The sequence below is a fragment of the Brucella sp. TWI432 genome (genome assembly GCF_039674445.1).
Taxonomy (GTDB): domain Bacteria; phylum Pseudomonadota; class Alphaproteobacteria; order Rhizobiales; family Rhizobiaceae; genus Brucella; species Brucella chromiisoli.
In genome coordinates, this window is sequence record NZ_JBDJNL010000008.1 from 113857 (window position 1) to 133760 (window position 19904).

The window sequence follows — 19904 nt, forward strand, 5'->3', positions numbered from 1 at the left end:
TTCATGGCAATGGGTTTCATCAAGAAAATGTTCTCCTTCGGCAAGAAGGAGGTCGAGGAAAAACCGGTCGAAGAACTGGCTCCCGATTCTTTGGAAGCACAGCTTCCTGAAACCACCGAGTTAGCCGCAACCGAAGTGGTCGTTTCCGAACAGGACACACCAGTTGTTATTGCTGATCCTGAGCCGGTTGAGGAAGAGAAGGCAGAACCGGAACATCCGGTTGCCGAGATTGAAATTCCGATTGAACAGCCTCCAGTGATGGAGCCAATCGTCGTTGAAGCCCCTGTTGCAGAGCCGAACATTGAGCCAGAGCCGGAACCTGTTGCTGAACCTGAACAGGTTGAAGTGCCGGCAATCCCCGAGACAGCGACTGTTGAGGATGGGGTTGAACCCGCCGTTCAGCCGGAACCGGTAAAGCCCAAAAAGGTCAAGGTCGCAAAGGCCGTTGAAGAGCATCAGGAAGAAGTGCCAGTTGAGGCAGCGCCTGAACCAAGGCTTTCCTGGTTCGAGCGCCTGCGCCGCGGGTTGTTGCGCTCATCGAATTCATTAAGCGATTCCATTGGCAGTATTTTCACCAAGCGCAAGCTTGATGAAGACACGTTGCAGGATCTTGAAGACGTACTCATTCAGGCCGATCTCGGTCTTGAAACCGCGATGCGCGTCACCGATGCGCTGTCATCCGGCCGTTATGGCAAGGACGTGACTGGCGAAGAAGTCCGAAACATCATGGGCGCAGAAATCGAGAAGGTTCTCGGTCCCGTTGCTAAACCGCTGGAACTCGATCTTTCGCATAAGCCGCATGTCATTCTGGTTGTCGGCGTCAATGGAACCGGCAAGACCACGACCATCGGCAAGCTGGCGGCAAAACTCACCGCTGGCGGCCTCAAAGTCATGCTTGCGGCAGGCGATACATTCCGTGCCGCAGCCATCGAACAGCTTCATATCTGGGGTGAGCGCACCGGCTCGCCGGTGGTTTCGAGCAAGCTTGGTGCAGACGCGGCAGGCCTTGCTTATGATGCATGGAAGCAGGCGAAAGAGGCGGGCAGCGATGTGCTCATCATCGACACCGCAGGCCGTTTGCAGAACAAGGCCGAGCTGATGGACGAACTCGCCAAGATCGTCCGTGTGCTTGGCAAGCATGACCCGGAAGCCCCGCACACCGTCCTTCAGACGCTGGATGCCACCACCGGGCAGAACGCGCTCAATCAGGTCGAGATTTTCAAAAATATCGCTGGCGTCAACGGCCTTGTCATGACCAAGCTGGACGGCACGGCACGCGGTGGCATTCTGGTGGCAATCTCTGCCAAACATAAGCTCCCAATCTATTTCATCGGCGTTGGCGAAGGTGTCGACGATCTTGAACCATTTGCGGCCAAGGATTTTGCCCGCGCCATCGCAGGAGTTGCCTGATGGAGCATCCCATTTTCGAACGCGATCCCTCGCAAAAGACCGAAGCCGAACGCAAGGAAGTGCCGCCGCTGCTCAAGCTTGCGCTGGAACTCGGGCCGCTTCTGGTTTTCTTTTTCGCCAATGCGCGTGGTGAAAGCCTGATTGAGCATTTTCCGGTGCTCGCTCAGATTGGCGAGCCGATCTTTCTGGCAACCGCCCTCTTCATGGTTGCGACCGTCATAGCCCTTGCCATTTCATGGTCGATGACACGCACCTTGCCGATGATGCCACTCATTTCCGGTATCGTGGTGCTGGTTTTTGGTGCGCTCACACTCTGGCTGCACAACGACACCTTCATCAAAATGAAGCCCACAATCGTCAACACGCTGTTTGGCGCGATCCTGCTTGGCGGACTGCTGTTCGGCAAATCCCTGCTCGGTTATGTGTTTGATTCGGCATTCCGGCTTGATGCCGAAGGCTGGCGGAAACTGACCTTCCGCTGGGGCCTGTTCTTCATCTTCCTCGCAGTGGTGAATGAAGTGGTGTGGCGGAATTTTTCGACCGATGCCTGGGTCTCTTTCAAGGTCTGGGGTATTATGCCGATCACCATTGTCTTCACGCTTTCACAAATGCCGCTTATCCAGAAGCACACATTGCCTGAAGCTAAAAAAGATTAGAGCATGTCTCCCAAAAGTGGGAACCGGTTTTGGGACAAAGACATGCGTAAAAACAAAGAATTAGAGCGAGCGCAACACGCTCTAAGATATATGGGAGGACGCCATGTTACGCCTGGACATTGAACAATTCATCTGCCGCAGCGATAATTATGGTGTTCTCATTCATGATCCCGAAAGCGACCTGACAGCTGCAATCGATGCGCCGGATGCGGCAGCCATTGAAGCGGCACTGAAACGCCGTGGCTGGACACTCGACTTCATCTTCACGACGCATCATCACCTTGATCATGTTGAAGGCAATGCGGCGTTGAAAGCCAAATTCGGCGTCAGCATCATCGGCCCGGAAGCAGAAGCCAGCAAAATCCCGACGCTCGACCGCAAGATGAAAGACGGCGACGAATTCACCTTCGGACTTTTCAAGGTGAAAGTGATCTCCACCCCCGGCCATACGGCTGGCGAGATTTCCTTCTATCTGCCGGAAGCGAAAGTCGTGTTCACGGGCGACACGCTTTTTGCATTGGGCTGCGGTCGTCTGTTCGAAGGAACACCGGCAACCATGTTCCAGTCTCTGCAAAAACTTGTGAGGCTTCCGGGTGACACGGTCGTTTATTGCGGTCATGAATACACGCAGAGCAATGCGCGTTTCGCCCTGACGATTGATCCTGACAATTCGGCCTTGAAAGAACGGGCGGCAGAGATTGCGCGGTTGCGTGCGGCTGATAAAATGACCCTGCCCACAAGCATTGCGCTTGAAATGGCCACCAATCCGTTTCTGCGCTGGCACGATAGTGGCATTCGCGCACGCCTTGATATGCGCGAAGCAAGTGATGAAGCCATTTTCGCAGAAATCCGTAAGCGCAAAGACCATTTCTAGGATACGATCATGACGACCTTTTCCCGCATCAAGAAGTTCAACGCAGCCGCAGTCTTTGGCCTTTCGCTTATCGTCCTTCCGCAATCAGTGAACGTCACTTATGCCGAAGATATTATTGCGATTGCCACGCCGCCGAAGACACCAGAAGAAATCAACAATTTCAAGCTGAGCGAAGACCTGCTCACGCGCATGGAAAAAATCCATAACAAGCTTGAGGAAATGCAGCTTTCGCCCACGGCAGAAGAAGGTCAGGATGCACGTCCGACCATGGATTCCATGGTAAAAAGCATTGAATCGCGGCCACAGGTTGTTGCGGTTATGAAGGCTGAAAATATCGAACCACGCGATTATCTTCTTGCCTATTTCGCCATGATGAACGGACTTGCGGCGGCGGATGCCGAAGAAGAAGAACAGCTCGTCGATGAAGTGAAGCAGATTAATCCCGAACACCTCGCCTTTGCCAAACAATATGGCGAACGCATTCGCGAACTGATCGGCGAGTAAATATAAAAAACCGGCGAAGTTTTCTTCGCCGGTTTTGGTTTTACGAAGGTTGTCTTAACAACCGCAGAGCGTTGATTGTCACGAGAACTGTTGCACCCGTATCGGCCAGAATAGCAGGCCAGAGGCCGGTAATCCCAAGCACCGTGGTCACGAGGAACACCGCTTTCAGCCCAAGCGCGATTGTGATGTTCTGATGGATATTGCGCATGGTCCGCTTCGACAGATCAACCATCGCAGCCACATCACCCACCCGGCCATGCAGCACCGCTGCATCAGCTGTTTCAAGCGCCACATCGGTGCCGCCGCCCATGGCAATGCCAACATCGGCAGCAGCCAGTGCTGGCGCATCATTGATGCCGTCGCCAACCTTGGCAACAATCTGACCGTCATTGCGAAACGCGCCAACAATCCGTTGCTTGTCTTCCGGCAGGAGCTCGGCGTGAACTTCGATACCGAGATCCTTACCAATGGCTTCTGCGGTACGGCGATTATCACCCGTCAGCATGACGGTGCGAATGCCTGCATTTTTCAGCACCTTCAGCCCTGCAATGGCATCCGCACGCGGCTCATCACGCATGGCGATAGCGCCTGCAATTTTGCCGTCTGCAACCAAAACAGAAACCGTTTTGCCTTCATCATTGCAGGCAGCAATCCGCGCTGCAAGATCGTCTGGAATGGGAGAGATTTCATTGGCAGCCTTGCGCGAACCAAGGAACAGCTCAATCCCGTCAGCCACACCTGACACACCCTTGCCGCCATGTGCCTTGCCCGTCGCAACGGAGGAGAGCTTCAGACCGCGCGCATCTGATGCGCTGACAATTGCAAGCGCCAGCGGATGGCTGGAACCTGCATCCAGTGAAGCAGAGAGACGCAAGACTTCTTCTTCCGAAAGTGCTCCCGGCAGAACATCCGTTACCTTCGGCTTACCTTCGGTGAGCGTTCCGGTTTTATCAAAACAGGCGGTCGTGATCTTTCCGATGGTTTCAAGGACAGCACCACCTTTCAAAAGCAACCCGCGCCGCGCACCCGCCGAAAGCGAAGCCGCAATGGCTGCTGGCGTCGAAATAACCAGCGCACAGGGGCAGCCGATCAGTAGAATGGCCAGCCCCTTGTAAATCCACTCACCCCATTCAGCGCCCACAACAAGCGGCGGCAGAATGGCAACCAGTGCAGCCACAACAACCACGCCCGGCGTGTAATAGGTCGAAAAGCGATTGATGAAACGCTCGGTCGGCGCTTTGGCTTCCTGTGCTTCCTCAACCAGCCGCACAACGCGTGCGATGGTGTTGTCCTCAGCTGCAGCCGTCACCTTCACCCGCAGCAAGCCATCGCCATTGATCGTGCCTGCAAAGACGTTTTCGCCCACGCCCTTGCCAACCGGCGTGCTTTCGCCCGTCACCGGTGCTTCATCAATGGCACTTTCACCCGAAATGATCTCGCCATCAGCTGGCATACGATCACCAGGGCGCACCACAATCACATCGCCCACATTGAGCGCCGCCGCAGGCACTTCACTGGTTACGCCATTGCTTTCAACAAACGCGGTCTTGGGCACCAGCGCGGTCAGCGACTGGATGCTGTCACGCGCTTTGCCAGCAGCAACCCCTTCGAGCAATTCGCCGACCAGAAACAGGAAAACGACAGCGGCGGCTTCTTCTGTCGCACCAATGATCACCGCACCAATGGCAGCAATCGTCATTAGCATTTCGATGGAAAACGGTGTGCCATTGATGGCTGCCGAATAAGCGCGTTTTGCAATCGGTATAAGACCGATCAGCATGGCAGCCGTGAACGCCCACAGTGCAACCGGCGGATAAAAATAGCCGACAACATAAGCCACCACCAGACCACCACCGCAGGCGAGCATCATCTTGCCCTTTGCGGTTTGCCACCAGCGCTTTTGCTTTTCTGGCGCGGCAGGCTGGAGCTTGCGCGTGGCGGTTGATTGCGCACTGGCCTTATAGCCAAGTGCCGTCACCTTTGCGGCAATCGCATCAACACTGGCCGAGCCATCATGATTGACGATCATGGTGCCATTGGTCACCGAAACAGACACATCCTGCACACCACCGACGCGACGCACAGCCGTATCGATCTTGGCCGCGCAAGAGGCACAATCCATCCCCTCCACACGAAAACGCAGACTGTCAGCACCCGCAACAATCTGCTTTGCTTCAGCATCGTCATGAACGTGATCATGGTGATTGTGGTCATGCTTATGATCATGGCCGCCGCAGCCTGCATGATCGTGATCGTGATCGTGATCGTGATCGTGATCGTGATCGTGATCGTGATCGTGATGCTCGTGTTTGTGAGGCGCTTTTTTGTCAACCAATTGTTCGATGCCATAGCCAAGGCTGCGCACTTTTTTGGCAACGCTTTCCAAATCGCTGCTGCCATCATGACGCACCGTCATCATGCCTGTCGTCACCGACACGGAAACATCTTCCACACCCGAAACACGACGCACAGCCGTATCGATTTTCGTCGCGCAGGAAGCACAATCCATACCTTCCACGCGAAACCGGTTCTGTTTTAAAATCTCATTCATAATCTGCCCCTGTCGAGACCACTCTTGAATTGTCTGAAACAAGGTCTACATCCTCTAGTGACTAGAGGAGCAAGAGCAAAAATGATCACCAACGTTCCGATCGGCGAAGCATCCAAAGCCAGCGGTGTGAAAGTGCCGACAATCCGTTATTACGAGCAAATCGGGCTTCTTCCGGTGCCCCCGCGCACGCAAGGCAATCGTCGCCTTTATGACAATGCTGACATTCAGCGGCTGTTATTTATCCGCCATGCGCGCGATCTGGGCTTTGAGGTCGATGCAATCCGCACGCTTCTCGACCTTCAGGACAATCCCGACCAGTCGTGCGCTGCCGCTGATTCGATTGCGCGCACACGCCTGATCGATGTCGAAAATCGCATCGCAAAACTGATGTCTTTGAAAACAGAACTGTTACGGATGCTGGATTGCACGGCACATGGCCGCATCGACCAGTGCCGGGTTATCGAAATTCTCGGCAATCACGAGGGATGCCTTCACCCCAGCCACTGACACTATTTTGCCAGAAGTGGGATTTTCTGGATATGCTCTAACCTGATTGTGTGGAAGCCGCTTCTTTGCGCCGCGATAGAATCATGTCTTTTGCAGCAAGTGCTGCACCTGCCGTGATCAACAGGCAGGCGGCGAGGATGCGCATGGATGGTTGCGCCATACCGGCTGAAATAAGCACAAGCGTCGAAAGAAGCGGCGCAGCGTAACTTGCCGCGCCCAGCACCTGAATATTGCCGCGCTTCACTCCAAAATCCCAGGCATAGAAGGCCGCCCCTACTGGCAAAAGTCCAAGCGCCATAACACTGAGCCACTGCGTTGCGGTTTCCGGCCACACTGTCTGCTCAAGTGCCAGATGACAAATCAGCGATAAAACAGCCGTCGCCACACAGAACCCAGTCACAGCATCGGTTGGCACACTCGAAAAACGGCGGGAAAGCAGCGAGTAGCTGGACCATGTCAAAGCGCAAAGCGCAGCCATTGCATAACCAAAACTATAGCGGGCTTCAAAGCCGATACCGTCCCCTTTGCTTACAATGAGCGCCGTCCCGCCAAGCCCAAGAAGTGCGCCAACGATATGATACCAGCGCAGCCGTTCGCCCGGCATCAGAGCAGATCCGACCACAATCAGCAGGGGCCAGAGATAGGCAATCAGGCTGGCATCGACCGCTGGCGCATTTCGGAGTGCTGTAAAATAAAAAAAGTGGTAACCAAACAGACCAATCACGCCGACAAGCCAGACGATTGGCGGCTGACGCAGATGTTTGATGGCCCCCGGCCGCCACAGCCATGAAATGAGACCGATGGATGCGCCAATCGAAAACGTCATGGCTGAGAGTTGGAAAGGCGGAACCTGACCGGAACCCGCAGTAAAAAGCGCCAACAGCGCCCACATCGCGATAGCCGAAAAACCGATCAGCGTTGCCAGCTTCATAATGGATCCCCCATTTGCGGGATCACATGCGCGTCTTACGCCGTCTTTTGCGTCCCGTTACCTTATCTTTTCAAATCGCGTAGCTTCGATCTTCAGCGTCCCCAGCTGTGTGCCGATGCGTGCCACAACGGGCGCATAAATACCGGAATGGCCCAAGGAAGCAAAAGAAATCGTTATCTTGCTGCGATTGGCAAGATAATCGATAGCCTTCTTACCCTTCTGATAGCCGGAAATCGGCACGAACTTTGCCGAGCAGATCACCGATTCGCCGGTAAAGCCCTTTGTGGTGAAGGATTCCGTGCCATTGAAACTCAATTTTAAATCGGCGCGCGTCTGCCCGTCAAAAACCTGAAGCGTACGATTGCACACAGCTTTGGGATCGTTGGTTGGAATCATGAGCGCGCTCAATGGATCACTGACATTCACCAGATCATTCGGTCCGCTCTCCACCCAGGGATCGCGCTTTTTGACCGGCGGCACATTTTCAGAAGCGATCACTTTGCCATCGGCAAAACGGATCATGGTGCTCTTATTTTTCCGCCCATGCTTATAGGCGAGATCAAAAGCCGATGGCATGACCTTGCCCTGAGAGGAACTGCCACCGACATAGACCGTACCGTCGGTATCATCGAAAATCCGTGCAATGCCCGACGTTTTGAATCGTCCATTCACACCATAATTGGCACCCTTGACGATGGTTTCTATCGCTGAACGCGCAATAGAAAGACCAAACATCGAGATTTCATATTCGGTGCGATAGAGATCCTCAGCCCGGGCGCTGCTCATCGCAGATAGGCTCGCAATCGACAGCACAGTAAAAAAAGCGATTCCCCGCTCCCAAGCCTGCTTCTTCACCGTTTGTTCGAAATGCACCTGCTCGATCATGCAGATTTTCCTTTCGATTTATCAGCCCTGATAGCATTCACCCACATGAATGCTATATGGCAAATCCGAAACACATCTGCGAACCGATTCTGCTTTTCTGCCAGATGCGATTTTTATCTTTGAGCTTTCGCCTGTAGATCACTCCAAATCTGCTTTGGATTTTCGATTCATACCCACTGTCGAACAAGAAAAGCTGGCAAAGTTATGATCAGGAGGCGCAAAGGATACTGCAAACGACCGTAAATGCGCGCCTTTCAAGCTTCAAAGCGGAATCTGTCTTGACTGTTTTCTCTCCTGTCACTATAGAAACGCGACTTTCCCAATAGGCCGCCTGTCCGAGATCGCGCGCCAGCAGCAGCAAACTGCTATGATTGCTTTGAATTCGGACATTCGGGTCGGGGCCTGAGAAACAAAAATTTGAAGGTGAGACCAAAATGTCCCGCGCTTGTGAATTGACCGGCACTTCGGTCCAGTACGGCAACAATGTAAGCCACGCAAACAACAGAACGCGTCGTCGCTTCCTGCCAAATCTCTGCAACGTTACGCTGATGTCCGAAGCACTCGGCCAGAGCTACCGTCTTCGCGTTTCCGCTTCTGCTCTGCGTTCGGTTGAGCATCGCGGCGGCCTCGACGCTTTCCTCGTCAAGTCTGACGACAAGGAACTCTCGCAGCGCGCGCGCCTGCTGAAGCGTCAGATCGTGAAGAAGCAGGCTGAAGTTGCTGCATAAGCAATCAGCTTTTTAAGTTTTGACAAAAAAGGCTGACAAACGTCAGCCTTTTTTGCTGGTTCCATCACCCAGGATAAAAAAATGCCTATGACAGGTTCTTCCTTTGCCCGGTTGATTCCGGCCATTTTTTGCATGTGCGCAGCGGTTGCTGCCTCCAACATCCTTGTCCAATATCCGTTTGAGCATTTCGGCCTTGGCGAGCTGCTGACCTATGGCGCTTTCACCTATCCGGTGGCCTTTCTCGTCAATGACCTCACAAATCGCCGTTTTGGACCCGCAGCAGCGCGCAAGGTCGTCTATGCGGGGTTTGTGCTTGGTGTCGTCATGTCGATCTGGCTTGCCACGCCACGCATTGCCATTGCTTCCGGTTCGGCATTTCTGATCGCACAATTAATGGACATCACTGTCTTCAACCGCCTGCGCCAGAAAACATGGTGGAAAGCACCTTTTGCCGCCGCCATGTTCGGCTCCGTTGTCGATACGGTGCTGTTCTTCTCCATCGCCTTTGCCGCGCAGTTTGCATGGATTGACGCAATAACGGGCATGCCCGACTCGTCGCTTGCGGAGCCTGCCTCACTCCTTGGACTTGGCGTCCCGCTCTGGGCTTCACTGGCCTTCGGCGACTTCTTCGTGAAGGTTGTGATGGGAACGCTGATGTTGGTGCCCTATGGTGCCATTCTGGCGATTTTCGCGCCAGCGCTTTATGCCCCTGACAGGCTGAACACGACCAAGCGCTGATCGGAAACATACCGGTCGGCTTGCTGCCTTCACGTTCCGTTTATCTGAATGAAAATCAATTTCATTGCAGTGATTTCATATCTATATACAGCACTTCGATAAGTCGGCACGAATGATCTGCCGACTATCTTTTCTGAATTCGGCTCCTATAGTGTTCTCAATAATCATAATCTGCATGGATTTATTTCCATCGCGGGCTTCGTGATTTTGGTGGATATATTTATATTTAGATAAGGGTAATTTAAATGTCTATTAACAAAGAAAAACGTCCACTCGCCATCATCACCGGCGCAAGTTCCGGCATCGGCCTTGCCAGCGCAAAAATGTTTGCGGATCGCGGCCACCCCTTGCTCCTGCTGGCGCGCCGTCTTGATGCGATGGAAAAGCTCAACCTGCCCAACACACTCTGCAAGTCCGTTGACGTGACCGATCGAAAGGCACTTGTGGCGGCAGTTCAGGAGGCCGAAGCAAAATTTGGCCCCGCCGATGTCATTGTCAACAATGCCGGTGTGATGCTGCTGGGCGATGCAACCAGGCAGAATCCCGATGAATGGGACCGCATGCTTGATGTAAACGTCAAGGGCCTGCTCAACGGCATTCATGCAGTCTCAAGCGGAATGGTCAAGCGCAAGCACGGCACCATCATCAATATCAGCTCGGTGGCAGGTCGCAAGACCTTCGCCAATCATGTGGCCTATACGGCCACGAAATTCGCCGTACACGGGCTTTCTGAAAACTTGCGTGAAGAACTCTCTCCGCATGACGTGCGCGTCGTGACAATCGCACCCGGTGCCGTTGAGACCGAGCTTCTCAGCCACACCAGTGATGCAGGCATCAAAGCCGGTTATCAGGACTGGAAGAAGAGCATGGGCACGCCCGTGCTTGCAGCAGACGATGTCGCGCGCGCCATCATCTATGCTTACGATCAGCCGCAGGGTGTCTGCATTCGCGAAATCGTTCTCGCAGCAACCCGCCAGCAGGCATAATGGCATAAAAAAGGGGCCGGTCCGGCCCCTTTTATCGATCTGTATTTTATCGTTTTCCAGCGCGGCGGCGCCCCTGCCCTGCGCCACCTGCCCCTTGTTCTTCGAACAAAGAGGCAAGCTGCTCGGTCATAGCACCGGCAAGCTCTTCCGCGTCCACAATCGTCACAGCACGCTGATAATAACGCGTCACATCATGGCCGATACCGATGGCAATCAGTTCAACTGGCGAACGCGTTTCGATCTCTTCGATAACCGCACGCAAATGACGCTCCAGATAATTGCCCGGATTAACCGAAAGCGTTGAGTCATCCACTGGTGCGCCGTCCGAAATCATCATCAGAATCTTGCGCTGTTCAGGACGTGCCAACAGGCGCTGATGTGCCCAGATCAGTGCTTCGCCGTCGATGTTTTCTTTCAGCAAGCCTTCGCGCATCATCAATCCGAGATTGTTGCGCGCACGACGCCACGGCGCATCTGCGCGCTTATAGATGATATGGCGCAGATCATTAAGGCGGCCCGGATTGGACGGCTTGCCACGACCAAGCCAGGCTTCGCGCGATTGTCCGCCCTTCCATGCCTTGGTGGTGAAGCCGAGGATTTCGACCTTCACACCGCAACGCTCAAGCGTGCGCGCCAGAATATCCGCACAGGTCGCTGCAACCGTAATCGGGCGGCCGCGCATGGAGCCGGAATTATCAATCACCAGCGTCACGACCGTATCGCGGAAATCTGTATCGCGCTCCATCTTGTAGGACAGCGGCTGCGTGGGGTCGATCACGATACGCACAAGACGCGCACTGTCGAGATAGCCCTCTTCCAGATCAAAATCCCATGAGCGGTTCTGCTGCGCCATCAAGCGGCGCTGCAAACGATTGGCAAGCCTGCCGACCACACCCTGCAAATTAGAAAGCTGTTTGTCGAGAAAGCCGCGCAAACGGCTCAGTTCCGCCTCATCGCAAAGATCGGTGGCTTCGACTTCCTCATCGAATTCACGCGTGAAAACCTTGTAATCGACATGCTCGGCAAAATTGGCGAAGGGCTGGTTCTGACGGCGCGTGTCACCGGGCGTTTCCGCGTCGACATCTTCGCTGTCATCCATATCGTCAGAGGAAGCGTCCGTGGCTTCCATCTCGCCCTGCTCGCCCTCTTCGCTGGAATTATCCGATTCATCACTTTCAGCGGAATCAGAACCTTCCTGGCTTTCGTCTCCGCCTTCCTCGTTTTCCTCCGGATCCGGCGTCTGTTCGTTGTTATCGTCCTGCTCGTCGCTTTGCTCTTCCTGCGAAAGCTCCTCAGCCATATCCATCGAAGCGAGCATATCGCGCACAGTGCGCGCAAAGGCCTGCTGATCTTCAATATTTTCACCAAGGCGGGTAAGCGTGCTGCCGGCCTTCTGTTCGATCCATTCGCGCCACAGATCAAGCACAGGCCCCGCTTCGGCTGGTGCTTTGCGCCCGGTCAGCTTTTCACGCAGCAGAAGCGAAATCGCTTCCTCTAGCGGCGCATCATCCTTGTTGGTGACAGAAGAGAAATTGGCGCGGGCATATTTATCCGCCAGCATCACCGAAAGATTTTCGGCAACCCCGGCCATCGCGCGCGCACCAATGGCTTCCACACGCGCCTGCTCAACCGCATCATAAATCGCACGCGCCTGTTTGCCTTCCGGCGCAAGGCTTGCGTGTATGCGCGCATTGTGGCGCGCCTGACGCAGCGCCATGGAATCACCCAAACCCCGCGTAACGGCAAGATCATGCGCCGTCGGGCGCTTTGGCAGTTCAGGCAGACGGGCACGATTGCCAGTCAGCGCCGGACGGTCATTGCTGAAAGCCACTTCCAGCTCGTTCTCGCCGGAAATAGCGCGCATGGTCGCCGTCATCGCTCGCTTGAACGGTTCGGAATCCACCGGTCCGTTTTTACGCTCACGCGAATTATCGCCTATTGCTGACTTCTGGCCCGACATCTGCCTATCCTGACTTCACAACACAACACCGCCGCCCGGTCTGGGCGGCAGGCATTATCCAACCTTATGCCAATACGATATTGGCAGCAGATTCTGGAAGTTCCTCACCGAAAGCACGCTGATAGAACTCAGCCACAGTCTGGCGTTCAAGCTCATCACACTTGTTGAGGAAGGTCAGGCGGAATGCAAAACCGACATCATTGAAAATGGCAGCATTTTCAGACCAGGTAATGACAGTACGCGGACTCATCACGGTCGAAAGATCGCCATTGATGAAAGCCTGACGGGTCATATCGGCCACGCGCACCATCTTGTTGACGATCTCACGGCCTTCCGCATTCTGATAATGCTTTGACTTGGCAAGAACGATGTTCACTTCGTTATCATGCGGCAGATAATTCAGCGTGGTGACGATCGACCAGCGGTCCATCTGCGCCTGATTGATCTGCTGCGTGCCGTGATAAAGGCCGGTCGTATCGCCAAGGCCAACCGTGTTGGCGGTGGCAAACAGGCGGAACGCCGGATGCGGGCGGATGACCCGGCTCTGATCAAGAAGCGTCAGACGGCCCGACGTTTCCAGAACACGCTGGATCACGAACATAACGTCCGGGCGACCGGCATCATATTCATCGAAAACCAGCGCGACATTGTGCTGATAGGCCCAGGGCAGAATGCCGTCCTTGAATTCGGTAACCTGAACACCGTCCTTGACGACGATGGCATCCTTGCCGACGAGATCGATACGGCTGACGTGGCTGTCGAGATTGATGCGGACACACGGCCAGTTGAGACGGGCTGCAACCTGTTCAATATGGGTCGATTTACCCGTTCCGTGATAACCGGAAACCATCACGCGGCGATTATAGGCAAATCCTGCCAGAATTGCGAGCGTCGTCTGACGGTCGAAAATATAATCCGGGTCCGTTTCCGGCACATAGGAATCGCCCGCCGCATAGGCTGGCACACGCATGTCGGAATCAATTCCAAACACGTCGCGTACCGAAACCGTTGTATCCGGCAAATTGGCTATATCCCGCTCAACCTTGTTCATCATGCCTCCAAAGCAGCAGGACTATCCCACCGCGACATTCAAATTCGATCAGGGAGCCTTGCGGTGAACCGGATGACGCCCTTCTGTTTCGTTGCGGGCATCCGTAATCGCATCCGCGCAAAAGCGCAGTAGATGAATGTCCGTCAGGGCATGGTCACGCCCTGATACTCGGCTTATAAAGCCCAGACAGGCTTTAGCAAAAACCTGCCGTCTTGAGCAATTGATAAGCCTGAATGACCTCACGAAATCTTTCTTCCGACCCGCGGTCACCACCATTTGCATCGGGATGGTGTTGCTTCACAAGTTCTTTATAGCGTGCCTTAATCATATCGCTAGTCGAATTTGCTTCAAGACCAAGTGTCGAAAGCGCTTTTATTTCCAAAGTACGCGGTTTGCGCGGTGCATTGCCCGCCGAGGCCGCTTTCGCACCCCGCACGAAACCAAATGGATCGCGCATACGATTCTGATAGGCCGCAGACCCGGAACGACGCGTCGCCATATCAGGCGACGTGCGCGCAGACCCTGTCGAATTGGATGCGGTTGACCAGGTCGGACGATTGCCGATAATCGCATCCTTCTGGAACTTCGATATTTCCCCATCGGAAAGACCGGAGAAATAATTGAAATTCTTATTATATTCGCGGACGTGATCCACGCAGAAATGCAGATACTCACCCTCGCGCATACGCCCAACCGGCGCACGATGCGTACCAGGCTTATCGCAACCATCCCATTGGCAGCAGGGACCACTGGACTTCTTTTCCGCTTCCTTCTTGGGACGGATGCGGATGCTGTCGAAAAGTTTTGAGTGCGTTGTCATCGAATCAGATTATGCGAATTAAGAGTGGCTAAACAAGAATTGACATTTCGTCCCGAATGGTTTTGGCCATGACTTCAGGGCAAAATCGAATACAGATTGCAATTCCTGTGCGGATTTGCCCCACCGATTGTCGCCGGGGCGACGTCTATATGAGGCACAGCGTCTATATGGGGAGAACTGGCCCAAATGTCCATTCACAATAGCAAACAATCTTCGATGGAAGCAAAACTGCGCGCAGCTTTTGCGCCCGAAAGACTTGAAATCATCAATGAAAGCCATCTCCATGCCGGCCATCATCACGAAGATCGTGGCAATCATGAGGTCTATGACGGCACCGGCGAAACACATTTTCGCGTGCGCATCGTGTCCGAAGCTTTTGCAGGCTTAAGCCGTGTTGCACGCCACCGCGCGATCAATGAGCTTCTGAAGCAGGAGCTGGATACCGGCGTTCATGCGCTGGCATTGGAGCCATCCGCTCCCGGTGAAGCCACACGCCGCTGATCGTCATTATGCCTGAACCTTAAGCCATTTGCGCAAACGACCCCGCGCATTGGCATAGGTTGAGGATGTATTGAACTGGATCATCCGACCCAGCGTATAGTTCTCATACCATTGAACGCCATATAGTTCGGCGTCTGTATGCGCCTCGATGAGCGCGACCAGCGCATTTTTCGCAGCTTCAAAGCGCAAAAGCAGGTCTTTAAAAGCCAGCGTCTCATAGTCACGGTAAAATTTTGCGGCAAGAGCGCCAAGTTCATTCCATTTAAAGCCCGTTTCTGGAAAATCGACCGCAAGCCGCTGATTACGGCGCTCACACCATTTAAGCACCAGCTCGTTCCATCCGGCCAGATAGGCAACAAGATCATGCACGCTCATCAGCGTGCCCTTTGCATGGCCTTCCATGGTCTTTTGCATGGCCTGCTCGGGTTTTACACGCGCAAGATCAAGCTTGAGCCGGGCATAATTTGTTTCAATTGCCGCAAGCAGTTCCAGTTTATTTGAGGGCACAGCCATCAGGCGGAAAGACGCTCTTTCAGGAATTCCAACACCGCGGCAGGCGGTACGTCCTTGGCAATGAAAGATTGACCGACACCGCGCGTCAAAATGAAGGTGAGTGCACCGCGCGCCACTTTCTTGTCCTGCGCAATGAAATCCATCAGCTTTTCAGCATCCGGCAGACCGCCCGGCACGTCATTGAGCGTGGTCGGCAGGCCAACGGCCTTCAAATGCGCTTCGACACGTTCTGCATCCTCAACGCCGCAAAGGTTCATCTTGACCGAAAAACGATGCGCAAGCGCCATACCGATGGCAACACCCTCGCCATGCACCAGACGGCTTGAATCGTAACCCGTTGCCGTTTCAAGCGCGTGACCAAATGTATGACCGAGATTAAGCAGCGCACGATCACCATTCTCACGCTCGTCACGTGCCACGACCGCAGCCTTTGAGCGGCAGGACTCAGCAATGGCTTGCGTGCGCGCAGTCCCCCCTGCAAAGACGTCCTGCCAGTTCTTTTCCAGCCAGGCAAAGAAATCCGGGCGGTCAATCAGGCCATATTTGGCCACTTCCGCATAGCCTGCACGAAATTCACGTGGGCTCAGTGTATCAAGCACCTGCGTGTCGGCCAGCACCAGCTGCGGCTGATAGAAAACGCCAACAAGGTTTTTGCCATATTGCGTGTTGATGCCGGTCTTGCCGCCAACAGACGAATCCACCTGTGCAAGCAACGAGGTCGGCATCTGAACAAAATTCATACCGCGCCGCACGATACCGGCTACAAAGCCGGACAGATCGCCCACAACACCGCCACCAAAAGCCACGATCGCGTCACCACGCTCAAGCCTTGCGGCGAGCACAGCATTGGTCACGGTTTCCAGGGCCGAAAAGGATTTCGATTTTTCGCCGGGCGCCACGATAACAGGCGTGGATTCGATGCCCACACGTGCAAAACTTTCCGTCAAAGCTTCCAGATGTGCCTTGGCTACATTCTCATCGGTGACGATAGCCACACGAATGCCCGGCAGGCGCTTTGCAACTTCTTCACCCGCGCGTGCAATCAGACCTTTTCCGATCAGAATGTCGTAAGATCGCTCCCCCAGCGAGACCGGAACTGTCACACTGTCGGCGTTTAAAGAGTCACTCATGCAAATCGTCTCCCAATGCATGTCGTGGAAAAGTGGGAACCGGTTTTCCGATAACAACATGCGTAAAACAACAAATTAGAGCAAGCGTGGCATGTATGATCAGGCCCGCCACGCCCTATCATCAGGCCTGGCCCTTGCTCAGATGCGCGATCAGCGTATCGATCAACTCTCCCGCAATCACTTCCTTCTTATCGTCCCGCGTCATCACATGCAGATCAGCGAAAGCATAAACAGGATAACGGACCTCCATCAGCCGCTGCATCACGCCGCGCGGATCGTCATTTTTCAAAAGCGGGCGGTTCTGACGGCGCGAAACACGGTCCATCAGCACGTCAAGCTCAGCATTCAGCCAGATGGAAACACCGGCATGCGCAATCGCCTCACGGGTTTCGGCATTCATATAAGCGCCGCCGCCGGTCGCCAGAATCATCGGGCCATCATCGAGAAGCCGCAGGATCACCCGGCGCTCCAGATCGCGAAACTCTGCTTCACCATAGGTTTCAAACAGTTCAGGGATGCTCATGCGCGAAACGGTTTCTATTTCCGTATCCACATCGCGGAAAGGCAGACCGAGCATCGTTGCCACTTTACGACCGACTGTCGACTTGCCTGCACCCATCAGCCCAACAAGAACAACCACTTTTGTGCCAAGAAGCCGGCGAACGGCATCTGCCTTGTCGTTAAGATTTGTCTGATTTGCTGTACTGCTCATTGACCTCGTCCATTTATATCGGTTCCACATGAAAAACCGTGCGGCGTCAATTGCTTTCGTCGTCTAAAATGAACCGGACAGGGCTTTTTATGCATAGAAACAGCCCGTCGCTGCTTTCGTAACACCCCTCCTTGCTTTCGTCTCAATAGCACAGCATAAACGCACCATGCCCACGCTGACGCGCATTCTTCTGTTGCTCGCTGTCCTTGCTGCCATTGTCTATGGCGCAATGTTTTCCCTTGCCAATTTTGTAAAACCCACAACCCACGAAATAACGGTGGAGATTCCATCGTCGAAACTCAAACAGACCGTGGTGGCACCACCTGCGCCTGTAACACCGGATAACCAGCAGGCAACAAGCGAAGCGGGACAGGAATAAGATGCGTGCTTCACTGGCGATTGAAAATTTTCTTGAAATGATGAGTGCGGAACGCGGCGCTGCAAGCAACACGCTTGAATCCTACCGCCGTGATCTGGAAGCTGCGGCTGATGCGATGAAGACGCGTGGCGTCAATCTGGCAGAAGCCAGAACTGACGATATCCGTAATGTTCTTGATGGCATGTCGAGCGAAGGCTTTGCCGCCACCTCTCAAGCGCGGCGTCTTTCAGCGCTCAGGCAATTTTTTCGTTTTCTTTATGCCGAAGGCTTTCGGCAGGATGATCCAACCAGCATTATCGATGCCCCAAAAAAGCAAAGGCCGCTGCCAAAAATCATGAGCGTCGAGAATGTCGGGCGTCTTCTTGATCGCGCCGAACGTGAGGCGAAAGAAGCAACAGAGCCATCGGAACGCATCAAAGCCTTGCGCCTGCATGCACTGCTTGAAACGCTTTATGCAACAGGATTGCGTGTCTCCGAACTTGTCGGTCTTCCGGTGAGCGTTGCGCGCACCGATCACCGTTTTCTGATCGTGCGCGGCAAAGGGGCGAAAGATCGCATGGTACCCTTGTCGCAAAAGGCGCGTGAGGCTTTGCAGGCGTTTCTGGCACTGCGCGATTCCCTGCCCGGCTATGATGACAACCCATGGCTCTTCCCAGCTTTCTCCGAAAGCGGCCATCTGGCGCGTCAGGTTTTTGGCCGGGAACTGAAAAATCTTGCTGCAAGAGCAGGGCTTTCAAGCGCCTCCGTCTCTCCGCATGTGCTGCGCCACGCCTTTGCCAGCCACCTTTTGCAAAACGGCGCAGACCTGAGAACCGTACAGCAATTGCTTGGACATGCAGACATTTCGACCACCCAGATTTACACCCATGTTCTGGAAGAAAGACTGCATAAGCTGGTAACTGAACATCATCCGCTTGCCGATTAAACGCTCTGCGGGTAAGAGGATTTCAGAAAAATTTGCAAGATGCGCGCGAAGTTAATATGTAAGACGCCGTAAAACAGCCGTTTTCTGGCATGTTTTATGCCCGATATCTCTGGAAACGCACAATAGTCAGGCCCGATGTATAACTATCTCGACTTTGAAAAACCCGTTGCCGACCTCGAAGGCCAGATCCTTGAGCTGAAAAAGCTCGCACAGGAACAGGGCAGCGTCGAGATGAGCGACGAGATCAGCCGTCTTGAGAAACGCTCGGCCGATGCACTCAAGGATATTTATCGCAAGCTGACGCCATGGCAGAAGGCGCAGATCGCCCGCCACCCTGATCGTCCGCATTGCCTCGAATATATCAGCCAGCTGTTCACGGAATTCACGCCACTGGCCGGCGACCGTCAGTTTGCCAATGACGAAGCCATTCAGGGCGGCTTTGCCCGCTTCAATGGCCTGCCCGTTGCCATTCTCGGTCAGGAAAAAGGCTCCGACACCAAGACCCGCCTCAAGCATAATTTCGGCTCGGCGCGTCCGGAAGGCTATCGCAAAGCCGTTCGCATTATGGAAATGGCTGACCGTTTCCAGCTTCCCCTCATCACGTTTGTTGACACCGCCGGCGCCTATCCCGGCGTAAGTGCTGAAGAACGCGGTCAGGCGGAAGCCATTGCACGCTCCACGGCTGAGTGCCTCAAGCTGCGCGTTCCAGTCATCTCGATCATCATCGGTGAAGGCGGTTCGGGCGGCGCCATTGCGATTGCTGTCGCAAACCGCGTCTATATGCTCGAACATTCAATCTATTCGGTGATTTCGCCTGAAGGGGCAGCTTCCATTCTTTGGCATGATTCCACCCGCGCCAAGGATGCAGCCTCGAATATGCGCATTACCGCGCAGGATTTGTTTGATCTTAAGATTATCGACGGCATCATTCCTGAACCGCTCGGCGGCGCGCATCGCGGTAAAGATGCTGTTATTGCGGCGGCTGGGGACATCATCACCGCCTCATTGCGTTCGATGAAGGATGTTGACGGCGAAACGCTCAAACAGGAGCGCCGTCAGAAATTCCTCGATATCGGCCGTAATATTTAATTTACCATAAAATTCAAAAACTTGCTCCGGCGCAGCCCAAACTGCGCCGGATTT

21 protein-coding genes are annotated in these 19904 nt (G+C 54.2%); 12 read left to right on the forward strand and 9 right to left on the reverse strand.

The genetic code is table 11. The annotated features are described in order from the left end of the window. The first annotated feature begins 3 nt into the window (after positions 1-3). From ftsY to ABE527_RS13015, 4 genes are all read left to right on the forward strand, one after another. Positions 4-1410 (forward strand): signal recognition particle-docking protein FtsY, encoded by a 1407-nt coding sequence (gene ftsY / locus ABE527_RS13000; protein ID WP_265982385.1) that lies wholly within the window; start codon positions 4-6, stop codon positions 1408-1410. Further along, positions 1410-2066 (forward strand): septation protein A, encoded by a 657-nt coding sequence (locus tag ABE527_RS13005; RefSeq protein WP_499694767.1) that lies wholly within the window; start codon positions 1410-1412, stop codon positions 2064-2066. Before ftsY ends, ABE527_RS13005 begins: the two co-directional genes overlap by 1 nt. A 103-nt stretch (positions 2067-2169) precedes the next feature. Then, entirely contained in the window at positions 2170-2940 is a 771-nt protein-coding gene (gene gloB, locus ABE527_RS13010; protein ID WP_265982387.1) for a hydroxyacylglutathione hydrolase, read from the forward strand. Between the two features lie 9 nt (positions 2941-2949). Next, on the forward strand, positions 2950-3444 hold the full coding sequence (locus ABE527_RS13015; protein WP_396996054.1) for a hypothetical protein: 495 nt from the start codon (positions 2950-2952) through the stop codon (positions 3442-3444). Between the two features lie 40 nt (positions 3445-3484). Here ABE527_RS13015 and ABE527_RS13020 read toward each other — a convergent pair whose 3' ends face one another. Then, complete coding sequence (locus ABE527_RS13020; RefSeq protein WP_499697160.1) at positions 3485-5995, reverse strand: heavy metal translocating P-type ATPase; 2511 nt, start codon at positions 5993-5995, stop codon at positions 3485-3487. Positions 5996-6079: 84 nt separating this feature from the next. Here ABE527_RS13020 and ABE527_RS13025 point away from each other — a divergent pair, with 84 nt between their 5' ends. Next, positions 6080-6502 (forward strand): MerR family transcriptional regulator, encoded by a 423-nt coding sequence (locus ABE527_RS13025; protein WP_265983800.1) that lies wholly within the window; start codon positions 6080-6082, stop codon positions 6500-6502. 37 nt (positions 6503-6539) lie between these two features. On the opposite strand, the gene yddG is transcribed toward ABE527_RS13025, so the two are convergent. Both yddG and ABE527_RS13035 read right to left on the reverse strand, forming a co-directional pair. Beyond that, complete coding sequence (yddG, locus tag ABE527_RS13030) at positions 6540-7433, reverse strand: aromatic amino acid exporter YddG (RefSeq protein ID WP_265982390.1); 894 nt, start codon at positions 7431-7433, stop codon at positions 6540-6542. 57 nt (positions 7434-7490) lie between these two features. Beyond that, complete coding sequence (locus ABE527_RS13035; protein WP_265982391.1) at positions 7491-8318, reverse strand: DUF3108 domain-containing protein; 828 nt, start codon at positions 8316-8318, stop codon at positions 7491-7493. 434 nt (positions 8319-8752) lie between these two features. On the opposite strand from ABE527_RS13035, the gene rpmB reads away from it, so the two are divergent. From rpmB to ABE527_RS13050, 3 genes are all read left to right on the forward strand, one after another. Beyond that, positions 8753-9046 carry a 50S ribosomal protein L28 gene (rpmB, locus tag ABE527_RS13040; protein WP_265982392.1) on the forward strand — a complete coding sequence of 98 codons (294 nt, stop codon included), beginning with the start codon at positions 8753-8755 and terminating at the stop codon, positions 9044-9046. Positions 9047-9127: 81 nt separating this feature from the next. Then, a complete protein-coding gene (locus tag ABE527_RS13045) occupies positions 9128-9784 on the forward strand; it encodes a queuosine precursor transporter (protein WP_265982393.1) in 657 nt (218 codons plus the stop codon). 245 nt (positions 9785-10029) lie between these two features. Beyond that, on the forward strand, positions 10030-10770 hold the full coding sequence (locus tag ABE527_RS13050) for an SDR family oxidoreductase (RefSeq protein WP_499694771.1): 741 nt from the start codon (positions 10030-10032) through the stop codon (positions 10768-10770). Between the two features lie 46 nt (positions 10771-10816). Here ABE527_RS13050 and cobT read toward each other — a convergent pair whose 3' ends face one another. The 3 genes from cobT to ABE527_RS13065 all read right to left on the reverse strand — a co-directional run bounded on the left by cobT (position 10817) and on the right by ABE527_RS13065 (position 14601). Then, positions 10817-12730, reverse strand: a complete 1914-nt coding sequence (gene cobT / locus ABE527_RS13055; RefSeq protein ID WP_499697161.1) for a cobaltochelatase subunit CobT — start codon at positions 12728-12730, stop codon at positions 10817-10819. 64 nt (positions 12731-12794) lie between these two features. Beyond that, entirely contained in the window at positions 12795-13781 is a 987-nt protein-coding gene (gene cobS, locus ABE527_RS13060) for a cobaltochelatase subunit CobS (RefSeq protein WP_265983802.1), read from the reverse strand. Positions 13782-13974: 193 nt separating this feature from the next. Further along, a complete protein-coding gene (locus tag ABE527_RS13065; protein ID WP_265982396.1) occupies positions 13975-14601 on the reverse strand; it encodes a J domain-containing protein in 627 nt (208 codons plus the stop codon). Positions 14602-14787: 186 nt separating this feature from the next. On the opposite strand from ABE527_RS13065, the gene ABE527_RS13070 reads away from it, so the two are divergent. Then, positions 14788-15102 (forward strand): BolA family protein, encoded by a 315-nt coding sequence (locus tag ABE527_RS13070; RefSeq protein ID WP_265982397.1) that lies wholly within the window; start codon positions 14788-14790, stop codon positions 15100-15102. A 6-nt stretch (positions 15103-15108) separates the two neighbouring features. Here ABE527_RS13070 and ABE527_RS13075 read toward each other — a convergent pair whose 3' ends face one another. The 3 genes from ABE527_RS13075 to ABE527_RS13085 form a co-directional block, all read right to left on the reverse strand. Continuing rightward, positions 15109-15615 carry a ClbS/DfsB family four-helix bundle protein gene (locus ABE527_RS13075; RefSeq protein WP_499697162.1) on the reverse strand — a complete coding sequence of 169 codons (507 nt, stop codon included), beginning with the start codon at positions 15613-15615 and terminating at the stop codon, positions 15109-15111. Beyond that, positions 15615-16745: a 3-dehydroquinate synthase gene (aroB, locus tag ABE527_RS13080; protein WP_499697163.1), complete on the reverse strand. Its 1131-nt coding sequence runs from the start codon at positions 16743-16745 to the stop codon at positions 15615-15617. Before aroB ends, ABE527_RS13075 begins: the two co-directional genes overlap by 1 nt. Positions 16746-16866: 121 nt before the next feature. Continuing rightward, positions 16867-17457, reverse strand: coding sequence for a shikimate kinase (locus ABE527_RS13085; RefSeq protein WP_265982400.1), 591 nt, complete (start codon positions 17455-17457; stop codon positions 16867-16869). A 166-nt stretch (positions 17458-17623) separates the two neighbouring features. Here ABE527_RS13085 and ABE527_RS13090 point away from each other — a divergent pair, with 166 nt between their 5' ends. From ABE527_RS13090 to ABE527_RS13100, 3 genes are all read left to right on the forward strand, one after another. Then, positions 17624-17836: a hypothetical protein gene (locus tag ABE527_RS13090; protein ID WP_499697164.1), complete on the forward strand. Its 213-nt coding sequence runs from the start codon at positions 17624-17626 to the stop codon at positions 17834-17836. Position 17837: 1 nt separating this feature from the next. Continuing rightward, positions 17838-18761 carry a site-specific tyrosine recombinase XerD gene (xerD, locus tag ABE527_RS13095; RefSeq protein ID WP_499697165.1) on the forward strand — a complete coding sequence of 308 codons (924 nt, stop codon included), beginning with the start codon at positions 17838-17840 and terminating at the stop codon, positions 18759-18761. Positions 18762-18896: 135 nt separating this feature from the next. Next, positions 18897-19850 carry an acetyl-CoA carboxylase carboxyltransferase subunit alpha gene (locus ABE527_RS13100; RefSeq protein WP_265982403.1) on the forward strand — a complete coding sequence of 318 codons (954 nt, stop codon included), beginning with the start codon at positions 18897-18899 and terminating at the stop codon, positions 19848-19850. Positions 19851-19904: the final 54 nt, after the last annotated feature.